Origin of the sequence: Streptomyces chartreusis (genome assembly GCF_008704715.1) — a bacterium.
Lineage (GTDB): Bacteria > Actinomycetota > Actinomycetes > Streptomycetales > Streptomycetaceae > Streptomyces > Streptomyces chartreusis.
Genome location: NZ_CP023689.1, coordinates 1,067,335 through 1,088,092 on the forward strand (window position 1 = coordinate 1,067,335; position 20,758 = coordinate 1,088,092).

At 73.3% G+C, this 20,758-nt stretch carries 1 protein-coding gene; it reads right to left on the minus strand.

Annotation, left to right across the window (positions count from 1 at the left end; genetic code table 11):
* Positions 1–120: 120 nt before the first annotated feature.
* Positions 121–20,739 (minus strand): type I polyketide synthase, encoded by a 20,619-nt coding sequence (locus CP983_RS44615; RefSeq protein ID WP_229914635.1) that lies wholly within the window; start codon positions 20,737–20,739, stop codon positions 121–123.
* Between the last annotated feature and the right edge of the window lie 19 nt (positions 20,740–20,758).

Here is a 20,758-nt window from a genome sequence, read left to right on the forward strand (position 1 = left end):
CTCATCGCCTCTTCGGCTCAGGGACCCGGCCGAGCCGCTGGTCCGCCGTTCGTGTACCGGTTTCGCCCACGCTAGGCGGGGCGTGGCAGGGGACATCAGTGGAAGTTCTCCACCTCTCGGTCACCCGTCGCCGAGTTCGTCGTCGAGGAAGGCGAACATCTCGTCGTCCGACAGCTTGTCCATGTCGAGCTCCGCGGCCTTCTCCGGTTCGTTCACGTCCGCTTCCGCGTGCGGTGCGGCGAGTGCCGACCAGCGTGTGCGCAGGACGTCGAGCCGTCCGGCGATCTGCCGGTGCGCGGCCCCGTCGGCGGTCGGCTCCGGCAGAGCCGCGATCATCTGCTCGACCCGCTCCAGGGCGACCAGCAGGCCGTCGGCCCCGGTCCGCTCCGCCTGCGGGGCGAGCAGCGTGTACAGATGCCCGGCGACCGCCTCCGGAGTCGGATGGTCGAGGGCCAGCGTGGCGGGCAGCCGCAGACCGGTGGCGGTGCTCAGCGCGTTGCGCAGCTCCACCGACATCAGCGAGTCGAAGCCGAGATCACGGAAGGCCCGCGCCGGCCCGACCTCGCCGGTGCCGCCGGGCCGGTGCCCGAGCACCCTGGCGGCCTGCTCCCGCACCGACTCCAGTACTGCCGCCCGCCCTTCGTCCTCGTCGAGCGCCGCCAGCCGCGCCACGAGTCCCGGGTCGGTCGACCGGGCCACCGACCGGCGCACCGGCACCAGACCGTGCAGCAGCGGGGGTACGTCGTCGCGGGCACGCAGCGCCGCGACGTCGATCCGCACCGGCAGCAGAACGGGTTCGGCGGCGGAGACGGCCCGGTCGAAGAGCGCCAGCCCCTCATCGGTGCTCAGCGGCGGGAACCCGGCCGCCCGCATCCGCTCGACGTCCCGTGCGCTCAGCGCGCCGGCCATGCCCTCCGCTTGCTGCCACGGCCCCCAGGCCAGGGACCGCCCCGGCAGCCCGGCCCGGTGCCGATGCCGTACGAGGGCGTCGAGGAAGGCGTTCGCGGCGGCGTACGCGCCCTGCCCGGCGTTGCCGAAGGTACCGGCGGCCGAGGAGAACACCGTGAACGAGCGCACGTCCGGCAGCAGTTCGTGCAGATGCCAGGCGGCGTCGGCCTTGGGCCGCAGCACGGCGGCGACCCGCTCGGGCGTCAGATGCGCGACGGTCGCGTCGTCGAGTACGCCGGCCGCGTGCACGACATGTCCGACCCGATGCCCGGCGAGAGCGGCACCGAGCGCGTCCCGGTCCGCGACGTCGCAGGCCACGGCCTCGACGCGGGCACCCTGCCCGGTCAGCTCGGCGACGAGGTCCCCGGCGCCGGGCGCGTCGGCGCCGCGCCGGGACAGCAGAAGCAGATCGCGTACGCCGTGCCGGGCGACGAGATGACGGGCGAGAAGGGCACCGAGACCGCCGGTGCCGCCGGTGATGAGGACGGCTCCCCCGTCGCCGAGGGAGATCGAGGCATCGTCCTCCGGCCTGCACTCAGGGCTGTCCATGGACACCCTCTCCAGCCGTGGCACCAGCACCTCGCCGCCCACCACGGCAACTTCCGGCTCCACGACGTTCAACGCACGGGCAAGGCCGCCCGGATCCCCGGGCACGTCGAGCAGACAGATCCGGCCGGGATGCTCGCTCTGCACCGACCGCAGCAGCCCCCACGCCGCGGCGGCACCGGGCTCCGCCCCTGTCGTGGCCCCTCGCACCAGCACGACGAGTCGTGCCCCGGTGAGGCGTTCGTCGTCCAGCCAGGACCGCGCGAGCGACAGCGCTGCACGCGCGTGTGCATGGGCGGACCCGGCCGGATCGACACCGGTGTCCCCCATCGGAGCCAGCACCACGCCGTGATGCCCGGCTACGGCGGCGAGATCGTCGTACGCCACCGTCTTGACGCCGGCCGTGACCAGCTCCCCCGCGAGGTCCTCGGGCAGCTGTCCGAGCACGGCGACCTCGGCGGGCACGTCGGCCGTGCGCTCGCCCACCGCTGTCCACACCGTCCGCAGCAGCGCGTCCGGTGCGGCACCGGCACCGGCCATCTGATCGCCGTCGACGGGCCGTACGGTCAGCCCACCGACGCTCAGGACGGCACCGCCCTCGGTGTCGGCCACCGCGATACGCACGGTTCGCTCGCCCGTCCGCTCCAGCCGGGCCCGCACGGTCCTGGCGCCCGAGGCGAAGAGGGCCACGTCCTCCCAGGCGAAGGGGAGGGCCGCACCTTCGTCACCGCCCGCGCCTGTGAAGCCGGCGGCGTGCAGTACGGCGTCGAGGAGGGCCGGGTGGAGGCCGTATCCGTCGGTGTCCACGGGCGGGAACGTGGCTGATCCTGAGTCGGAATCCACGAGGGCGCCCTCGTCCAGGGACACCTCCGCGAACACTTCGTCGCCCTTGCGCCAGGCTCGACGCAGCGCGCGGAAGGACGGGCCGTAGTCGAACCCGGCGTCGGCCAACTTTTCGTAATGAGCGCCGAGTTCGATGCTCTCGGCACCCGCCGGAGGCCACACGTCCGTCCCCAGCGCCGCCGCCTCGGCAGGGGCATGGGTGAGCGTGCCGTGCGCGTACGCCGTCCAGGAGGCATCGGCGCCGGCCCGCTCGGGTCGTCCGTGCAGCGCGAAGGTGCGCCGGCCGTCGTCGGCGCCGCCGATCCGCACCTGCAATCTGACGGGAGCGCCGTCGTCGGGCAGCACGAGCGGGGCGACCGTCGTCAGTTCCTCGACACACCCGGCGCCGAGTTCGTCACCGGCCCGGATCGCCAGGTCGACCAGGGCCGCACCGGGCACCAGGGTGCTGCCGAGCACGGTGTGGTCGGTGAGCCACGGCTGAGCCTGCGGCGACAGGAGGCCGGTGAAGACCGCGCCGTCGCCGTCCGCGAGCAACATCGCCGCACCGAGCACGGCGTGCCCGGCCGGGACGAGCCCGGCGGACCGTACGTCACCGGAACCAAGGCCGCTGCGGGGCTCGGGCCAGAAGCGCTGTCGTTGGAAGGGGTAGGTGGGGAGGGCGTCCGTGAGTCGGGCGCCGGTTCCGGCGAAGTAGGCGGCCCAGTCGACGGGGACACCGTGCACGAACAGCCGACCCATCGCGACGGCCAGGGCCTCTTCTTCCGGCCCGATCTTGCGGAGCGCGGCGACCGCCACTGCTGTTTCGTGGGCGGTCTGTGCGATGAGGGGGGTGAGGGTGCCGTCGGGGCCGATCTCCAGGAAGCGGGTGACGCCGTGGTCGGTCAGGGTGCGGATGTTGTCCGCGAAGCGGACGGTGTCGCGGACGTGTTGGACCCAGTAGTCGGGCGTGTTCGGGCTGGTCCCGGAGACGAAGGGGATGTTCGGCTCACCGAAGTGGAGGTCGGCGATGGCGACCCGGAAGTCCTCCAGCATCGGGTCCATAAGGGGTGAGTGGAAGGCGTGGGAGACGCGCAGGCGGGTGGTGCGGCGGTCGGGGAGGGCGGCGGCGACCGCGAGGACGGTCTCTTCCGTGCCGGAGAGCACCAGCGAGGTCGGGCCGTTGATCGCGGCGATGCTCACCTGGTCGGTGAGGTGCGGGGTGACCTCGTCCTCGGTTGCCTCGATCGCGAGCATGAGGCCGCCCTCGGGCAGGGCCTGCATGAGCCGGGCCCGCGTGGACACCAGCGTGCACGCGTCCGCGAGCGACAACACCCCCGCGACATGGGCGGCGGCGATCTCACCGACGGAGTGACCGGCCACGAAATCCGCCCGCACACCGAGTGATTCGGCGAGACGGTAGAGCGCCACCTCGACGGCGAACAGCGCGGGCTGGGTGAACTCGGTCCGGTTCAGGGCGGTTTCATCGTCGCCCCAGATGACGTCGCGCAGACCCGGGTCCAGTGCAGTCAGGGTCTCGTCCAGCGCCTGGGCGAACACCGGGAAACGGCCGTACAGCTCCCGCCCCATGCCGAGACGCTGAGCGCCCTGACCGGAGAACACGAAGGCCAACGACCCCTCGGCCGCCACTCCCCTGGCCGCCTCGGTGGCACCCTCCGCCGACGCCAGCAACACAGCGCGGTGAGTGAAGGAAGCGCGGCCGGTCGCCGCTGTCAATCCGACGTGTACCGACGGTTCGCAGGACTGGAGCTGCCGTATTCGCGCGTCCAGTGCCGCTTCCGAGCGTGCCGTGACGACCAGGGGGACTATGTGCTCCCGATCGTCGGCGGGAGTCTCCTGTTCGGGGCCGGCTTCGAGAATGACGTGGGCGTTGGTGCCGCTCAGCCCGAACGAGGAGACTGCCGACCGGCGCGGGCGGTCACCGTCCGGCCAAGGAACCGGCTCGCGGACCAGTTCCACCGCACCGGCCGACCAGTCCACGTGAGACGACGGCTCATCCACATGCAGCGTGCGCGGGACGACACCGTGCCGCATCGCCAACACGCTCTTGATCACACCCGCCACACCGGCAGCGGCCTGAGTGTGACCCAGGTTGGACTTCACCGAGCCCAGCAGCAGCGGCCGTTCACGATCCTGGCCATAGGTCGCCAGCAGCGCCTGCGCCTCGATCGGATCACCGAGCGTCGTACCCGTACCGTGCGCCTCGACCGCATCCACCTCGCCGGCCGACAACCCGGCCGACGCCAGCGCCTGCCGAATCACCCGCTGCTGAGACGGCCCATTCGGCGCGGTCAGCCCATTCGACGCACCGTCCTGGTTCACCGCGCTACCCCGCACCACAGCGAGGATCCGATGCCCGTTGCGCACGGCATCCGACTGCCGCTCCAACAGCAGTACGCCCACGCCCTCGGCCCAACCGACACCGTCAGCCGCATCCGAGAACGCCTTGCACCTGCCGTCGACCGCGAGGCCTCCCTGTCGCGAGAACTCCACGAAGGTCGTCGGCGTAGACATCACCGTCACACCACCGGCCACCGCCAGCGAACACTCACCACCCCGCAACGCCTGCGCAGCCAGATGCAGAGCCACCAACGACGACGAACACGCCGTATCAATCGTCACCGTCGGCCCCTCAAGGCCCAGCGCGTAGGCCACCCGCCCCGAAGCGATGCTCGGTGCGCTGCCGTTGCCCCGGAAGGCCTCGAACTCCTCCCCCGTCAGCAACTCCCGATAGTCGTTGTACATCACACCCGCGAAGACGCCCGTCCGGCTGCCTCGCAGGGACGTCGGGTCGATACCGGCCCGTTCGACGGCCTCCCACACCGACTCCAGCAGCAACCGCTGCTGCGCATCCGTCGCCAACGCCTCACGCGGACTCATCCCGAAGAACTCCGGATCGAACCCGGCGACGTCGGTCAGGAAGCCACCGGCCCGGGTCGAGGAGGTGCCGGTGTGGTTCGGATCAGGGTGGTAGAGGCGTTCCAGGTCCCAGCCGCGGTCGGACGGGAAGTCGCCCACCGCGTCCACGCCCTCCGACACCACCCGCCACAGATCCTCCGGCGACGAGACACCACCGGGGTAGCGGCACGCCATCCCCACGATCACCACCGGATCGTCGGCGAGGGACATCCCGGTGGGAGTCGCCTCCGGCTCCGACTCGGTGCCCGCCAGCTGCTCATGCAGGTGGGCGGCCAGTTTCTCGGCCGACGGGTGGTCGAAGACGAGGGTGGCGGGCAGACGCAGCCCTGTCGCCGCCGCGAGGGCGTTGCGCAGTTCCACCGCCGTCAGGGAGTCGAAGCCCAGGTCCCGGAAAGGACGTCGGGGTTCTATGGAGGCGGAGTCCTGCTCGTCGTGCCCCAGGACTGCTGCGGCGCGGGCGCGCACCACGGCGAGGAGCAGGGCCCGCTGTTCCTCCGCGGTCTTCCCGGCGAGGCGGCGCTGAAGGTCGCCCGCCCCGGCGGTTGCCGTACGGCTCCGGAACAGGCCCCGGAGCAGCGGCGGGACGTCGCCGCGCGACCGCAGTGCCGCGTGGTCGAGTCGTACGGGCAGTAGTAGTGAGGCGGTCGCATCGGCTGTCGCCGCGTCGAACAGGGCCAAGCCCTCGTCCACGTCGAGGGGTCGGAATCCGGAGCGTGCGAGGCGTTCGCGGTCGGTGCGGTCGAGTTCACCGGTCATGCCGTCGGTCATCGCCCAGGGCCCGTAGGCGAGGGAGGTCGCGGGCAGGCCGAGGGCGCGGCGGTGGGCGGCGAGGCCGTCCAGGTAGGCGTTGGCGGCGGCGTAGTTGGCCTGGCCCGTGCCTCCGAAGCTGCCGGCCGCCGAGGAGAGCATGACGAACGCCCGTACGTCCGGTAGTAGTTCGTGCAGGTGGCGGGCGGCGTCGGCCTTGGGGTGGAGGACTGCGGAGAGGCGTTCGGGGGTGAGGGCTGTGAGGACGCCGTCGTCGAGGACACCGGCCGTGTGGACGACGGCTACGACGGTGCGGCCGGTGAGCAGGTCTGCCAGTGCGTCGCGGTCGGACACGTCGCAGGCGGCGATCTCCACGTGGGCGCCGAACTCCGTCAGCTGGCTGCGTAGTTCTGCGGCGCCGGGGGCGTCCTTCCCTCGCCGGGACACGAGCAGTAGGTCGCGGGTGCCGTGCCGGGTGACGAGGTGGCGTGCCAGGGCCGCGCCGATGCCGCCCGTGCCGCCGGTGATGAGCACGCTGCCCGGGCCTGTCCAGGTGTCCGGGGCGTCTTCCGGAGTGTGGAGCTCTTGTCGGGTCAGGCGGGGTGCGAGCAGGTCCGTGCCGCGTACGGCGAACTCCGTCTCGCCCGTCTCGTAGGCGCTCAGGAGGCTGGACGGGAGCGGGAGTTGGGGCTCGGTGGCGTCGCGGGCGAGCAGGGCCAGGCGGCCGGGGTGTTCGTTCGCCGCCGAGCGGATCAGGCCCCGGACGGCTTCGAGGACAGGGGATTCCTCGGCGGCGGTCACGACGACCAGGCGGGAAGTCGCGAACGGCGTGGCGGCGAGCCAGGTGTGGAGGAGGTCGAGGGTGTGGCGGAGTGTGGTGTGCAGTTCCCCGGCGGTGATCTCCGTGAGGACGAGGTCGGGAGCCGACGGGTTGCCGTCGAGGCCGGGCAGGATCTCGGCGTCCTGCGGCGCCCAGGCCGGGAGGGAGCCTGTGGTCAGTACGGCGAGACGAGGCGTTCGCGACGTCTCCGGGTACGTCGCCGGCGCCCAGGCGCGCCGGAACAGGGCGTTGGGGAGCGTGGCGCTCGTGGTCCGGGACGGCGGCCTGGTGACGAGTGAACCCACGGAGGCAACCGGGGTGCCCGAAGGGTCGGTGACCGTCAGCCGCACGGCGTCAGCGACACCAACCGTCTCCGTGTCGCGGACGATGTGGGCCCGCAGCACCCGTGCGCCCGTGGCGCTGCCGTGCGGATGCAGGTCCACGTCACGCCACGCGAACGGCAGCCCCGGCGTCCCACCCGTGAACGCGGCTGCGTGCAGCAGGGAATCGAGCAGGGCGGGGTGCAGGCCGAAGCCGTCGATGTCCGTGTCGTCGGGGAGGGCGGCCTCGGCGAACACCTCCGCGCCGCGCCGCCAGACTGCGGTGAGAATCCCGAACGGCGGGCCGTAGGTGAGGCCCGTGTCGGCCAGTTCGGCGTAGAAGGCGTCGAGGTCGACCGTCTCCGTGCCGGCCGGCGGCCACTGGACGGTGGCGGCCGGTTCCGGGGCGGTGCCGGGTACGGCGGTGGTGTCGTCGGTGAGGAGGCCGACCGCGTGTCGCAGCCAGGGTGCGTCGGGGTCGCCGTCGTGCCGGGAGGAGACGGTGACGCGGCGCAGGCCGGTGTCGTCGGGCTCGGCGACCGAGACCTGGAGGGTCAGGGCGTCGGTGTCGGGCAGGAACAGGGGCTGTTCGAGGGTGAGTTCGGCGATGTGTCCGTGGCCGAGTTCGGCGCCGGCTCGGGCGACGAGTTCGGCGAGGGCGGTACCGGGCAGGACGACCCGGCCGGCGACGCGATGCCCTGTCGTCCAGGGGTGGGTCGCCGTCGAGACGCGGCCGGTGAACAGGGCGGCGTCGGTGTCGGCGAGGCGGACCGCCGCTCCCAGCAGCGGATGGTGCACGGCCGTCAGTCCGGAGCCGCGGACGTCACCGCGGGTGGCTCCGGCTGCGGGCCAGTAGTGACGGTGCTGGAAGGGGTAGCCGGGCAATCGCGTACGAAGGGCGCCCGTCCCCGCGAAGAGCTCGGGCCAGTCGATGCGCGTACCGGCCGTGAACAGCCGGGCCAGCGCGGTGACCAGCGTGCTCTCCTCGGGGCGCCCGGACCGAAGCACCGGCACGGCGACCACGTCCGGGGCGCCCTCGGTGTGCGTGCCGGCGTGCTCCGACAGGATCGACTCGACCAGTGCCGTGAGGGCAGCGGTGGGGCCGACCTCGACATACGTCCGTATCCCGGTGTCGGCCATGGTCCGGACGGCGTCGGCGAAACGGACGGTCTCGCGCACCTGGCGTACCCAGCGGCCGGGGTCGGTCAACTCGCCGTCCAGGTCGGACACGACGGGCAGGCGCGGCGCCCGGAACTCCAGGGTGTCCATTACGGCACGGAAGTCGGACAGCATCGGGTCCATGTGCGCCGAGTGGAAGGCATGGCTGACCGGGAGGCGGGTGGTGCGTCGGCCGGGGAGCGCGGCGACGGTGGCCTCGACGGCTTCGGGGGCGCCGGAGACGACCACTGCGGCGGGGCCGTTGATTGCGCCGAGCGAGGCTCCGGCGGCGAGGTGGGGCCGTACGTCGTCCTCGGCGGCCTCGACGGCGACCATGACGCCGCCTTCCGGCAGGGCGTCCATCAGGGTGGCCCGGGCCGTGACCAGGTGGCATGCGTCGGGCAGGGTCAGCACCCCGGCGACATGGGCCGCGGCGATCTCGCCGACGGAGTGCCCGGCCACCGCGTCGGGGCGCAGGCCGAGGGACTCCAGCAGCCGGTACAGGGCGACCTCGACGGCGAAGAGGGCGGGCTGGGCGGCGCCGGTCCGGTTGAGCGCCGCCTCGTCGGTGCCCCACAGCACGTCCCGCAGACCTGGGTCGAGCAGTGCGAGCGTCTCGTCGAGGGCTGCTCGGAAGGCGGGGAAGCGGTCGTACAACTCGCGCCCCATGCCGAGGCGTTGGGCGCCCTGGCCGGAGAAGAGGAAGGCTGTCGGGCCGGGTTCGGCGGCGACCGCGCGGGCGATCTCGACGGGGCTGCCGGTGTCCGAGGCAAGGACCACGGCACGGTGCGGGAAGGCGGTGCGGGCGGTGGCGGCCAGGGTGAGGCCGACGTCCAGGATGTCGTCGCGGTGGGCGAGCCGGGCCGTACGGGCGTCGAGGGCGGCCACGGTGCGCGCCGACAGCACCCACGGAACCACTGCCGGTGTCACGGCGGCCGGCTCCCGCTCGGCCTCCTGCGGCCGGGGCGGGGCGGCTTCCAGGATGAGGTGAGCGTTGGTGCCGCTGACGCCGAAGGAGGAGACGGCTGCCCGGCGCGGCCGGTCCGTCTGCGGCCACACTGTGTCCGTACACACCGGGAGCACCGCGCCCGACTCCCAGTCGACGTGCGTCGACGGCGTGTCGGCGTGCAGGGAGCGCGGCACGATGCCGTGTCGCAGGGCCAGGACCGTCTTGATGACCCCGGCGACTCCGGCGGCGGCCTGGGTGTGCCCGATGTTGGACTTCACCGAGCCCAGCAGCAGCGGATGCGCCCGCTCCTGTCCGTACGTCGCGAGCAGGGCCTGGGCCTCGATGGGGTCGCCGAGCCGGGTGCCGGTGCCATGGCCCTCGACGGCGTCGACGTCGGCCGGGGAGAGTCCGGCGGCGGCCAACGCCTGCCGGATGACGCGCTGTTGGGCCGGTCCGTTGGGCGCGGTGAGGCCGTTCGAGGCGCCGTCCTGATTGACGGCGGAGCCGCGCAGGACCGCCAGCACGGGGTGCCCGTTGCGGCGTGCGTCGGACAGCCGCTCCAGCACGACCAGGCCCACGCCCTCGCCCCAGCCGACGCCGTCGGCCGTGTCGGAGTACGCCTTGCAGCGGCCGTCGGCGGCCAGGCCGCCCTGGCGGTCGAACTCCACGTAGGTCGAAGGGGTCGCCATCACCGTCACGCCGCCGGCCAGGGCGAGGGTGCACTCGCCGCCGCGCAGCGCCTGGGCGGCCAGGTGCAGCGCCACGAGCGAGGAGGAGCAGGCGGTGTCGACGCTGACGGCCGGTCCTTCCAGACCGAGGGTGTACGCCACCCGTCCGGAGGCCACGCTGTGGGCGCTGCCGGCGCCGCGCAGGCCCGCGAACCGCTCGTCGGCGAGCAGCGTGCCGTAGTCGCCGTACATGACACCGGCGAACACTCCGGTGCGGCTGTCGCGCAGCGTCACCGGGTCGATGCCGGCGTCCTCGACGGCCTCCCAGGAGACCTCCAGGAGGAGCCGCTGCTGCGCGTCGGTGGCGAGCGCCTCGCGCGGGCTCATGCCGAAGAAGTCGGCGTCGAAGTCACCCGCGCGGCTGAGGAATCCGCCGCGCCTGGCCTCCTCCCAGCCGCGCTCCGCCGGTACGTCGCCGATCGCGTCCACGCCTTCGGTCACGAGGCGCCACAGGTCGTCCGGGGAGGCGACGTCTCCGGGGAAGCGGCAGGCCATGCCCACGATCGCCACGAGATCGTCAGTGGCGGCGGCCGGCCGGGCGACCGCGTCCACGGCGCGGTCCGGGCCGCCGAGCAGCCGCTCGTGGAGATGCGTGGCGAGATCGGCGGGGGTCGGGTGGTCGAAGACGAGGGTCGCGGACAGGCGCAGGCCGGTGGTGGCGGCGATGCCGTTGCGCAGTTCGACGGCCGTGAGCGAGTCGAACCCCAGCTCGCGGAAGGGCCGCCGGGGCTCGACGGCGTCGGCACGGCGGTGCCCGAGCACGCGGGCGACCTGCCCGCGCACCAGGCCGAGCAGCTCACGTGCCTGCTCCTCGGGCCCGAGCCGCCTCAGTGTCGCCGCGAGCCCCGTATCACCCGAGGTGAGCGACGCGGCGGCACGCCGCCTGTCGACCCGGTGTCGCACGAGTCCGCGAAGCACGGCCGGTGCGTCGGGACCGGCCTCGGCCAGTGCCCGTGTGTCGAGGCTCAGGGGCAGCACGACCGGTTCGTCGTGGGCCAGGGCGGCGTCGAAGTGGGCGAGCGCGGACGCGTTGGACAGTGGCAGCAGCCCGGTGCGTGCCATGCGGGCCCGGTCGGCGTCGGTGAGCTGCCGCGTCATTCCGGCGGCCGCCTCCCACGGGCCCCAGGCGAGCGACATCCCGGGCAGCCCGGCGCCGCGCCGCTCTCGCATCAGCGCGTCCAGGCCGGCGTTGGCGGCGGCGTAGTTCCCCTGACCGGCGCTACCGAGCACTCCGGCGGCCGACGAGAACACCACGAACGGCACGTCGGAGTCGACGAGTTCGTGCAGATGCCGGGCGGCCTCCACCTTCGGCCGCAGTACGGCCGCCACCCGCTCCTCGGTCAGCGCGGTGACCACACCGTCGTCGAGAACTCCGGCCGCGTGCACCACACCACCGACCGTCCGCCCGGCCAGCAACGCCGCCAGCGCGTCACGATCGCCCACGTCACAGGCGATGGCCTCGGCAAGGGCGCCGGCCTCCGTCAGCTCGGCGACCAGCTCGCCGGCCCCCGGCGCGTCCGGCCCTCGGCGCGAGACCAGCAGCAGATCCCGCACACCGTGCCGGGCGACGAGATGCCGCGCAACGGCAGCGCCGAGCCCACCGGTACCGCCGGTGACCAGCACACTCCCCCGGCCCCAAGCGGTTTCCCGTCCTGCACCCTCGGACACCCGCACCGGCCCCAACCGGGGCACCAGCGCTTCGCCGCCCCGAACGGCGACCTCCGGCTCGGCCCCGTCCCGGAGCAACCCGAATGCGGCGCGGAGCGTCTGCGGTGCCGGATCGGTGAGGGCGAGCACGGCCAGGCGGCCGGGGTGCTCGGCGGCGGCCGACCGCAACAGCCCGCGTACGGCGGCCCCGGCGGGATCGTCGTCGTCCCGGGTGACCAACACGATGCGGCGCTCGGACTCGTCAGCCAGCGCTCGCTGCAACAGCGCCAGGGCATCGGCGACGGCGGACGGCACCTCCGACGCGGGCGGCGGCAGCACGAGAATCTCCGCCTCGGCATCGTCCCCGCCCACAGCGAGGCCGGCCTCACGCAACATCGCGGTGAGTGTGCCGTCATCGTCGCCGGAGACGCACAGAGTGCCGAAGTCGCCGGCCACGTCGGCGGTTGGCACGACCCAATCGACCCGGTAGAGCGTTGCGGGGTCCAACTGCCCCGCCGTGACGGCGCGTACAGCCAGCGCCTCGGCACTGGCCACGAGCCGCCCGGTCGGGTCGGCGAGGGTCACGCGCACGCGGTCCGGTGCGACGAGCGACAACCGGCCCCGCACCGCCGCGGCCCCTTCGACGTGCAGCGCGAGGCCCTCCCACGAGAACGGCACCACACCGTCCCCCACCAGCAGCGACGTACCGTGCAGGGCGGCGTCGAACAGGGCCGGATGCAGCACAAACCCACCCGGCTCCGTGCCTTCGGGCAACTCGGCCTCGACAAAGACGTCGTCACCACGCCGCCAGGCGGCACGCAGCCCCTGGAAAGCAGGCCCGTATCCGAATCCGGTCAAGGCCCGGTCGGCGTAGAAGGAGTCGAGTACGACCGGCTCGGCACCGGGCGGCGGCCAGGCCGTCAACTCCGTTTCGAGCTCCGGTACTTCCTCCCCACGCTCCAACAGCCCGGTCGCGTTGACGGCCCAGGAGGCGCCCGGCTCGCCTTCCGGGCAGGACTGCACGGTCACGGGCCGTCGTCCGTCCGCGTCGGCCGGGCCGACGGTGACCTGAAGGCGTACGGCACCCTCGTCGGGCGCGATCAGCGGTGTGCCCAGCGTCAGCTCGGCGAGGCGTCGGCAGGCGTACTCCTCGCCGGCGCGCAGGGCGAGTTCGGCCAGCGCGGCGCCGGGCAGCAACGAGCGGCCGTGCACCGTGTGGTCGGCGAGCCAGGGGTGCGAGGCGAGCGAGAGCCGACCGGTCAGCACGACGCCGTCCGAACCGGCCGGCGACACGACCGCGCCGAGCAACGAATGCCCGACCGGCTCCAGGCCCAGCGCGATGGCGTCCTTCACCGACAGGGAGGGCTCCGGCCAGAAGCGGCGCCGCTGGAAGGGGTAGGTGGGGACGACCTCGGGGAGTCGGGGTTCTGTCCCGGCGAAGAGGGGCGCCCAGTCGACGGACACACCGTGTGTGAACAGGCGGCCCAGAGCCGTGAGAACGGCTTCCTCTTCTGGCTGGGTCTTGCGAAGCGCCGGGACGACGAGGGTGTCCTCGGAGGCGGTCTGTGCGATGAGGGCGGTGAGGGTGCCGTCGGGGCCGATCTCCAGGAAGCGGGTGACGCCGTGGTCGGTCAGGGTGCGGATGTTGTCCGCGAAGCGGACGGTGTCGCGGACGTGCTGGACCCAGTAGTCGGGCCTGTTCGGGCTGGTCCCGGAGACGAAGGGGATGTTCGGCTCACCGAAACGGAGATCGGCGATGGCGGCCCGGAAGTCCTCCAGCATCGGGTCCATAAGGGGTGAGTGGAAGGCGTGGGAGACGCGCAGGCGGGTGGTGCGGCGGTCGGGGAGGGCGGCGGCGAGGACCGCATCCTCCGTGCCCGAGAGCACCAGCGAGGTCGGGCTGTTGATCGCTGCGATGCTCACCTGGTCGGTGAGGTGCGGGGTGACCTCGTCCTCGGTGGCCTCGACCGCGAGCATGAGGCCGCCCTCGGGCAGGGCCTGCATGAGCCGGGCCCGCGTGGACACCAGCGTGCACGCGTCCGCGAGCGACAACACCCCCGCGACATGGGCGGCGGCGATCTCACCCACAGAGTGACCGGCCACGAAATCCGGCCGCACACCGAGTGATTCGGCGAGACGGTAAAGCGCCACCTCGATGGCGAACAGCGCGGGCTGAGTGAACTCCGTGCGGTTGAGCGCCTGTTCGTCGTCGCCCCAGATCACCTCCCGCAGTGCGGGGTCGAGCCCGGCAAGCACCTCGTCCAGCGCCTGGGCGAAGACCGGGAAACGGCCGTACAGCTCGCGACCCATGCCAAGACGCTGGGCGCCCTGACCGGAGAACACGAAGGCCAACGGCCCCTCGGCCGCCACTCCCCTGGCCGCCTCGGAGATGCCCTCCGCCGACGCCAGCAACACAGCCCGATGCGCGAACCGGGTCCGACCGGTGGCAAGTACGGGACCGAGTTTGGCTGCCTCAACGTCCGAGTGCAGTGGGGCCAGTTGAGCGTCGAGTGCGTCGGCCGTCTTGCCGGACACCACCAGCGGGACGATCGCGGACGGTTCCGCGGCCTCCGGCTCTACGGGCCCCTCTTCGAGAATCAGGTGGGCATTGGTGCCGCTCACGCCGAACGAGGAAACGCCGACGCGGCGCGGACGATCACTGTCCGGCCACGCAATCGGCTCGCGGACCAGCTCCACCGCACCGGCCGACCAGTCCACGTGAGACGACGGCTCATCCACGTGCAGCGTGCGCGGGACGACACCGTGCCGCATCGCCAGCACGCTCTTGATCACACCCGCCACACCGGCAGCGGCCTGAGTGTGACCCAGGTTGGACTTCACCGAGCCCAGCAGCAGCGGCCGTTCACGATCCTGGCCATAGGTCGCCAGCAACGCCTGCGCCTCGATCGGGTCACCGAGCGTGGTGCCAGTGCCGTGCGCCTCGACGACATCGACATCCCCGGCGCCAAGCCCCGCCGACGCGAGCGCCTGCCGGATCACCCGCTGCTGAGACGGCCCATTCGGCGCGGTCAGCCCATTCGACGCACCGTCCTGATTGACGGCACTCCCCCGAACAACCGCCAGAATCCGATGCCCATTACGCACCGCATCCGACCGCCGCTCCAACAGCAGTACACCCACACCCTCGGCCCAACCGACACCATCAGCCGAGTCCGAGAACGCCTTGCACCGCCCATCCGGCGCCAACCCACCCTGCCGCGAGAACTCCACAAAGGTCGTCGGCGTCGACATCACCGTCACACCACCGGCCACCGCAAGCGAACACTCACCACCCCGCAACGCCTGCGCAGCCAAATGCAGAGCCACCAACGACGACGAACAAGCCGTGTCCACAGACACCGCAGGCCCTTCAAGGCCCAGCGCGTAGGCCACCCGGCCCGAAGCGATGCTCGGTGCGCTGCCGTTGCCCCGGAAGGCCTCGAACTCGTCCCCCGTCAGCAACTCCCGATAGTCGTTGTACATCACACCCGCGAAGACGCCCGTCCGGCTGCCTCGCAGGGACGTCGGGTCGATACCCGCCCGCTCGATCGCCTCCCACACCGACTCCAGCAGCAGCCGCTGCTGCGCATCCGTGGCCAACGCCTCACGCGGACTCATCCCGAAGAAGTCCGCGTCGAATTCGCCGGCGTCGTGGAGGAAGCCGCCCGCCCGGGTCGAGGAGGTGCCCGGGTTCTCGGGGTCGGGGTGGTAGAGGCGATCGAGGTCCCAGCCGCGGTCGGACGGGAAGTCACCTACCGCGTCCACACCCTCCGACACCAGCCGCCACAGGTCCTCCGGGGAGCGGACTCCGCCGGGGTAGCGGCACGCCATCCCGACGACCACGACCGGATCGTCGGCCGGGGTCGTCGTGGATGGCGCTACCTGTGCCGTGGTGCCCGTGGCGGTGTCCGGGAACAGGTTCGACAGCAGGTGCTCGGCCAGTGCCCGGGGTGTGGGGTGGTCGAAGATCAGGGTGGCGGGGAGGCGGAGTCCGGTCGCCGTGCCGAGGGCGTTGCGCAGTTCCACCGCCGTCAGGGAGTCGAAGCCCAGGTCGCGGAAGGCCCGGCCGGGCTCGACGCGTCCGGCGTCCTGGTGGCCCAGGACGGCGGCCACCTGTTCGCGGACCAGGTCGAGGAGCGCGGCCCTGCGGTCGGCGGGGTCGAGCGGGGCGAGCCGTTGGACTAGGGAGTCCGTCGGAGTGGTGGCGGAGGTGGCCGTGGTCAGTGTCGTGCGGCCCGTCGTGGTGCGGCGGGCGGCCAGGCCGGTGAGGAGTGCGGGGACGTCGTCCCGGGCGCGCAGCGCGGCGAGGTCGATGCGGATGGGCAGGACGGTGGTGTGGCCGGTGGCGGGGGCGGCGTCGAGGAGGGCCAGGCCGTCGTCGGGGGTGAGGAAGGGGAAGCCGGAGCGGGCGAGGCGTGCCCGGTCGACGTCGGTGAGTTCGCCGGTCATGGCGCTGCCCTCGGCGTCCCAGGGGCCCCAGGCGAGGGAGAGCGCGGGCAGACCGAGGGTGTGGCGGTGGGCGGCGAGGGCGTCGAGGAAGGCGTTGGCGGCGGCGTAGTTGGCCTGGCCGGCACCGCCCAGGGTGCCGGCGGCGGAGGAGAACAGGACGAACGTGCCGACGTCGGGGGCGAGTTCGTGGAGGTGCCAGGCGGCGTCGGCCTTGGGCCGCAGGACGGTGTCGAGGCGTTCGGCGGTGAGGGCGCCGAGGACGCCGTCGTCGACGGTGCCGGCGGCGTGGACGACCGCGGTGAGGTGCTCGCCGTCGAGGAGTCGGGCGAGGGCGTCGCGGTCGGCGATGTCGCAGGCGGCGACGCGGACTCGGGCGCCGAGTTCGGTCAGGTCGGTGGTGAGCCGGTCGGCGCCGGGGGCGTCCGGGCCCCGGCGGGAGACGAGCAGGAGGTCGCGGGCGCCGTGCCGGGTGACGAGGTGGCGGGCGACGAGGGCGCCCAGGCCGCCGGTCCCGCCGGTGACGAGGACGGTGCCGGGGACTTCCCACGCCGGCTGCTGTGCCGTGGCGCGCGGGGCCCGGACGAGTCTGGGGACGCGCAGGCCCTCGGCGTCGGCGCGTACTTCGGGCTCGGTCGTGGTCAGAGCGCGGCGCAGTCGTTCGGCGTCGAGGGGGCCGTCGAGGTGGAGGACGGTGATGCGGCCGGGGTTCTCGGTCTGGGCGGTGCGCAGGAGGCCGCGGGCGGCGGCGGCCGGGAGGTCGCCGGTGGCGGGGGTGGCGACGACGAGTCGGGAGTCGGCGAAGCGGGGGTCCGCCAGCCATGAGTGGACGAGGTCGAGGGCGCGCTCGGTGGTTGAGCGGAGGGCGGTGGGGATCGGTGAGTCGTCGGGTTCGCTGGTGATGCGGGTGAGGACTACCGGGGGTGCCGTTTCGAGCGCGGCGAGGTCGGGAGCGACGGTCACCGTGGTGTCGGGGGTGCGCAGGGCGTCGGCCAGGTCGGCGGCGTCGGCGCCGATGACGGCGAGGTGGAGGTCGGTGGCCGTGGTGTCGCCCAGGGTCTGCCAGTCGACGGTGAACAGGGCGTCGGGGGCGGTGCGGGTGGTCGTTGTCGCGGGGCGTGTGACCAGGGCGTCCACTGTCAGGACCGGGTTGCCCGCGGGGTCCGTGGCCGTGAGGGTGACGGTGTCGTCGTCCAGGCGGGTGATGCGGGTGCGCAGGGCCGTGGCGCCGGTGGCGTGCAGACGGACCCCCTCCCAGGAGAAGGGCAGGCCGCCTTCGCTGAGGGTGCCGAGGTCGCCGTAGGTCACGGCGTGCTGGGCGGCGTCCGCCAGGGCCGGGTGGAGCAGGAAGGCCGTGGCGTCGGCGTGCCCGGGGCCGGGGAGGGTGGCCTCGGTGAAGAGTTCGGTGCCGCGTCGCCAGGCGGCGCTCAGGCCACGGAAGACCGGCCCGAAGTCGAAGCCGAGCTCGGCGAGGTGGTCGTAGCAGTCGGCGAGGTCGATGGGTTCTGCGCCGGGCGGCGGCCATGGGGTGTCGAGGGCCGGGTCCGCCGGGCTGCCCGGCGCCGTGCCGGATGACGGGTTCTCACGGCTGTCCGGCCCCGTGTCGAGTCGGCCCGTGGCGTGGACCGTCCACTCGGCAACGGGGTCGGCGTTGTCAGGGCGAGAGTGGACCGTGACGGGACGGCGGCCGTCGGTGGCCGGTGGGCCGACTCGTACCTGGAGGTGGACGGCCTCGCGTTCGGCGATTTCGAGCGGTGCCGTGAGGGTGAGGTCGTGGACGCGGTCGCAGCCGGCTTCGTCGCCGGCCCGCAGCGCGAGTTCCAGGAAGGCGGTGCCGGGCAGCAGGGCGCGGCCGTGGACGACATGGTCGGCGAGCCAGGGTTGCCGGGCGGGGGTCAGGCGGCCGGTGAGGACGACGCCGTCGCCGTCGGCGAGGTCGACGGTGGCAGCAAGCAGCGGGTGGCCGGACGGGCCGAGGCCGAGGCCGGCGGCGTCGCGGGCGCGGCCCGTGCCGGTGGGCCAGTAGGGCTGTCGTTCGAAGGCGGTGGTGGGCAGGTCGACGCGGCGGGCGCCGGTGTCCCGGTAGAGGGCGGCCCAGTCGACGGTTCCGGCGGCGCAGGCGGTGTGCAGCCGGGCGAGGCCGGTGATGAGGGACAGTTCCTCGGGGCGGCCGGCCCGCAGGAGGGGTACGGCGATCACCCCGGGGTCGGTGATCGTCTCCGGGTCGGTGAGGGTTTCGTCGATGAGAGGGCTGAGGACGGCGTCGGGGCCGAGTTCGAGGTGGGCGCGTACGCCTTGGGCGGCGAGGGTGCGTACGGCGTCGGCGAACCGCACGGTGGCGACGGTGTGCCGGGTCCAGTGGTCCGGGTCGCTCAGTTCGCGGGCGGTGGCGGTGCGGCCGGTGACCGTCGAGACGACGGGCAGCCGCGCGTCGTTGAAGGTGAGCCCGGCGACGACGGTACGGAAGTCGTCGAGGACCGGCGTCATCAGCGGTGAGTGGAAGGCGTGCGAGACCGCCAGCCGGTGCGTGCGGTGCCCGGCGTCGCGCAGCCGCTCGGCGGCGGTGAGTACGGCCTCCTCGGCGCCGGAGAGGACCACGGAGGCCGGGCCGTTGACGGCGGCGAGGGCGATGTCGTCCCCGAGCAGCGGGCGCACCGTGTCCTCGGACGCGGCCACCGCGACCATGGCGCCGCCCTCGGGCAGCGCCTGCATCAAACGGCCTCGGGCGGTGACGAGCGCGCAGGCGTCCTTGGCGGACAGCACTCCGGCGACGTGCGCTGCGGTGATCTCGCCGACGGAGTGCCCGGCGACGAAGCCGGGGCGCACGCCCAGCGATTCGGCGAGCCGGTACAGGGCGGCCTCGACGGCGAAGAGGGCGGGCTGGGCGTGTTCGGTGCGGTTGAGCGCGGTCTCGTCGCCGCCCCACATCACGTCCCGCAGTGCGGGGTCGAGGTGGCCTAGCAGCTCGTCGAGGGCTTCGGCGAAGGCGGGGAAACGGTCGTACAACTCGCGTCCCATGCCAGGGCGTTGACTGCCCTGGCCGGTGAAGAGAACCGCGAGGCCGCCCTCCCCCGACGTGCCGCGGGCCAGTTCCTGCACCCCGTCCTCGTGCGGCAGGAGCACGGCGCGGTGTTCCAGGTGGCCGCGTCCGGTGGCGAGGGAGTGGCCGACGTCCAGGGCGGTCAGGTCGGCGGCGGCGGTCGTGATCCGGTGGAGCTGGGTGTCGAGGCCGGTGGCGGTGCGGGCGGACACGGGCCACGGCGTCAGGGCCTGGACGGCCGTGCGCTCGGGTTCCTCGGCGGGTGGGGCCTGTTCGAGGACGATGTGGGCGTTGGTGCCGCTGATGCCGAAGGAGGACACGCCGGCGCGGCGCGGGGCGTCGGTGTCCGGCCAGGGCGTGTTGGCGGTGAGGAGCCGTACGGAACCGGCGGTCCAGTCGACGTCGGGGGTCGGCTGCTCGGCGTGCAGGCTGCGTGGGAGCACGCCGGCTCGCAGCGCCATCACGGTCTTGATGACCCCGGCGACTCCGGCGGCGCCCTGGGTGTGCCCGATGTTGGACTTCACCGAGCCCAGCAGCAGGGGCCGTTCGCGGTCCTGGCCGTAGGCGGCGAGGAGGGCCTGTGCCTCGATCGGGTCGCCCAGGGTGGTGCCCGTGCCGTGGGCCTCCACGGCGTCGATCTGGTCAGGGGTGAGGCCGGCGTTGTCGAGGGCGGCGCGGATGACGCGTTGCTGTGCGGGCCCGTTGGGGGCGCTGATGCCGTTGGAGGCGCCGTCCTGGTTGAGGGCGGTGCCGCGGACCACGGCGAGCACGGGGTGGCCGTTGCGCCGGGCATCGGCGAGGCGTTCCAGTACGAGGACGCCGGCGCCCTCGCTCCAGCCGACGCCGTCGGCGGCGGCGGAGAACGGCTTGCAGCGGCCGTCGGAGGCGAGGCCGCCCTGCGCGGTGAACGACACGAAGGTGCCCGGGGTGCACATGACGGTGGCGCCGCAGGCGAGGGCGAGCGCGGACTCGCCGGCGCGCAAGGACTGCACGGCCCAGTGCAGGGCGACGAGGGAGGAGGAGCAGCCGGTGTCGACGGTGACGGCGGGCCCCTCCAGGCCGAGGACGTAGGAGATGCGTCCGGAGATCACGCCGGCGGCGTGGCCGGTGGTGGCGTAGACGTCCATGTTCTCGCGGGCTTCGGCGACGACCTTGCCGTAGTCCTGGATGGTGGTGCCCGCGAAGACGCCGGTTCGGGTGCCGCGCAGTGCGGTGGGGGCGATGCCGGCGCGTTCGAGGGCCTCCCATGCGGTCTCCAGCAGGAGCCGTTGCTGGGGGTCCATGGCGAGGGCCTCGCGGGGGGCGATGCCGAAGAACGCGGGGTCGAACTCGGTCATCGCGTCGAGGAAGCCGCCTTCGTGGGCGCGGCTGCGGCCGGGTCCGTCGCCGGTGAGGCGGGCCAGGTCCCAGCCGCGGTCGGCGGGGAACGGGCCGATGGCGTCCCGGCCGTCGACGACGAGGTCCCAGAGGTCCTCCGGGGAGGCGACGCCGCCTGGGTAGCGGCAGCCCATGCCGACGACGGCGATGGGCTCCACGGCGGCCGAGATCAGCTGCTGGTTGTGCCGCCGCAGCCGCTCGTTCTCCTTCAGGGAGGTCCGCAGCGCCTCGACGTAGGGGTTGGGTGTGTTCAAGGCGGGCTCTCTCAAGTCG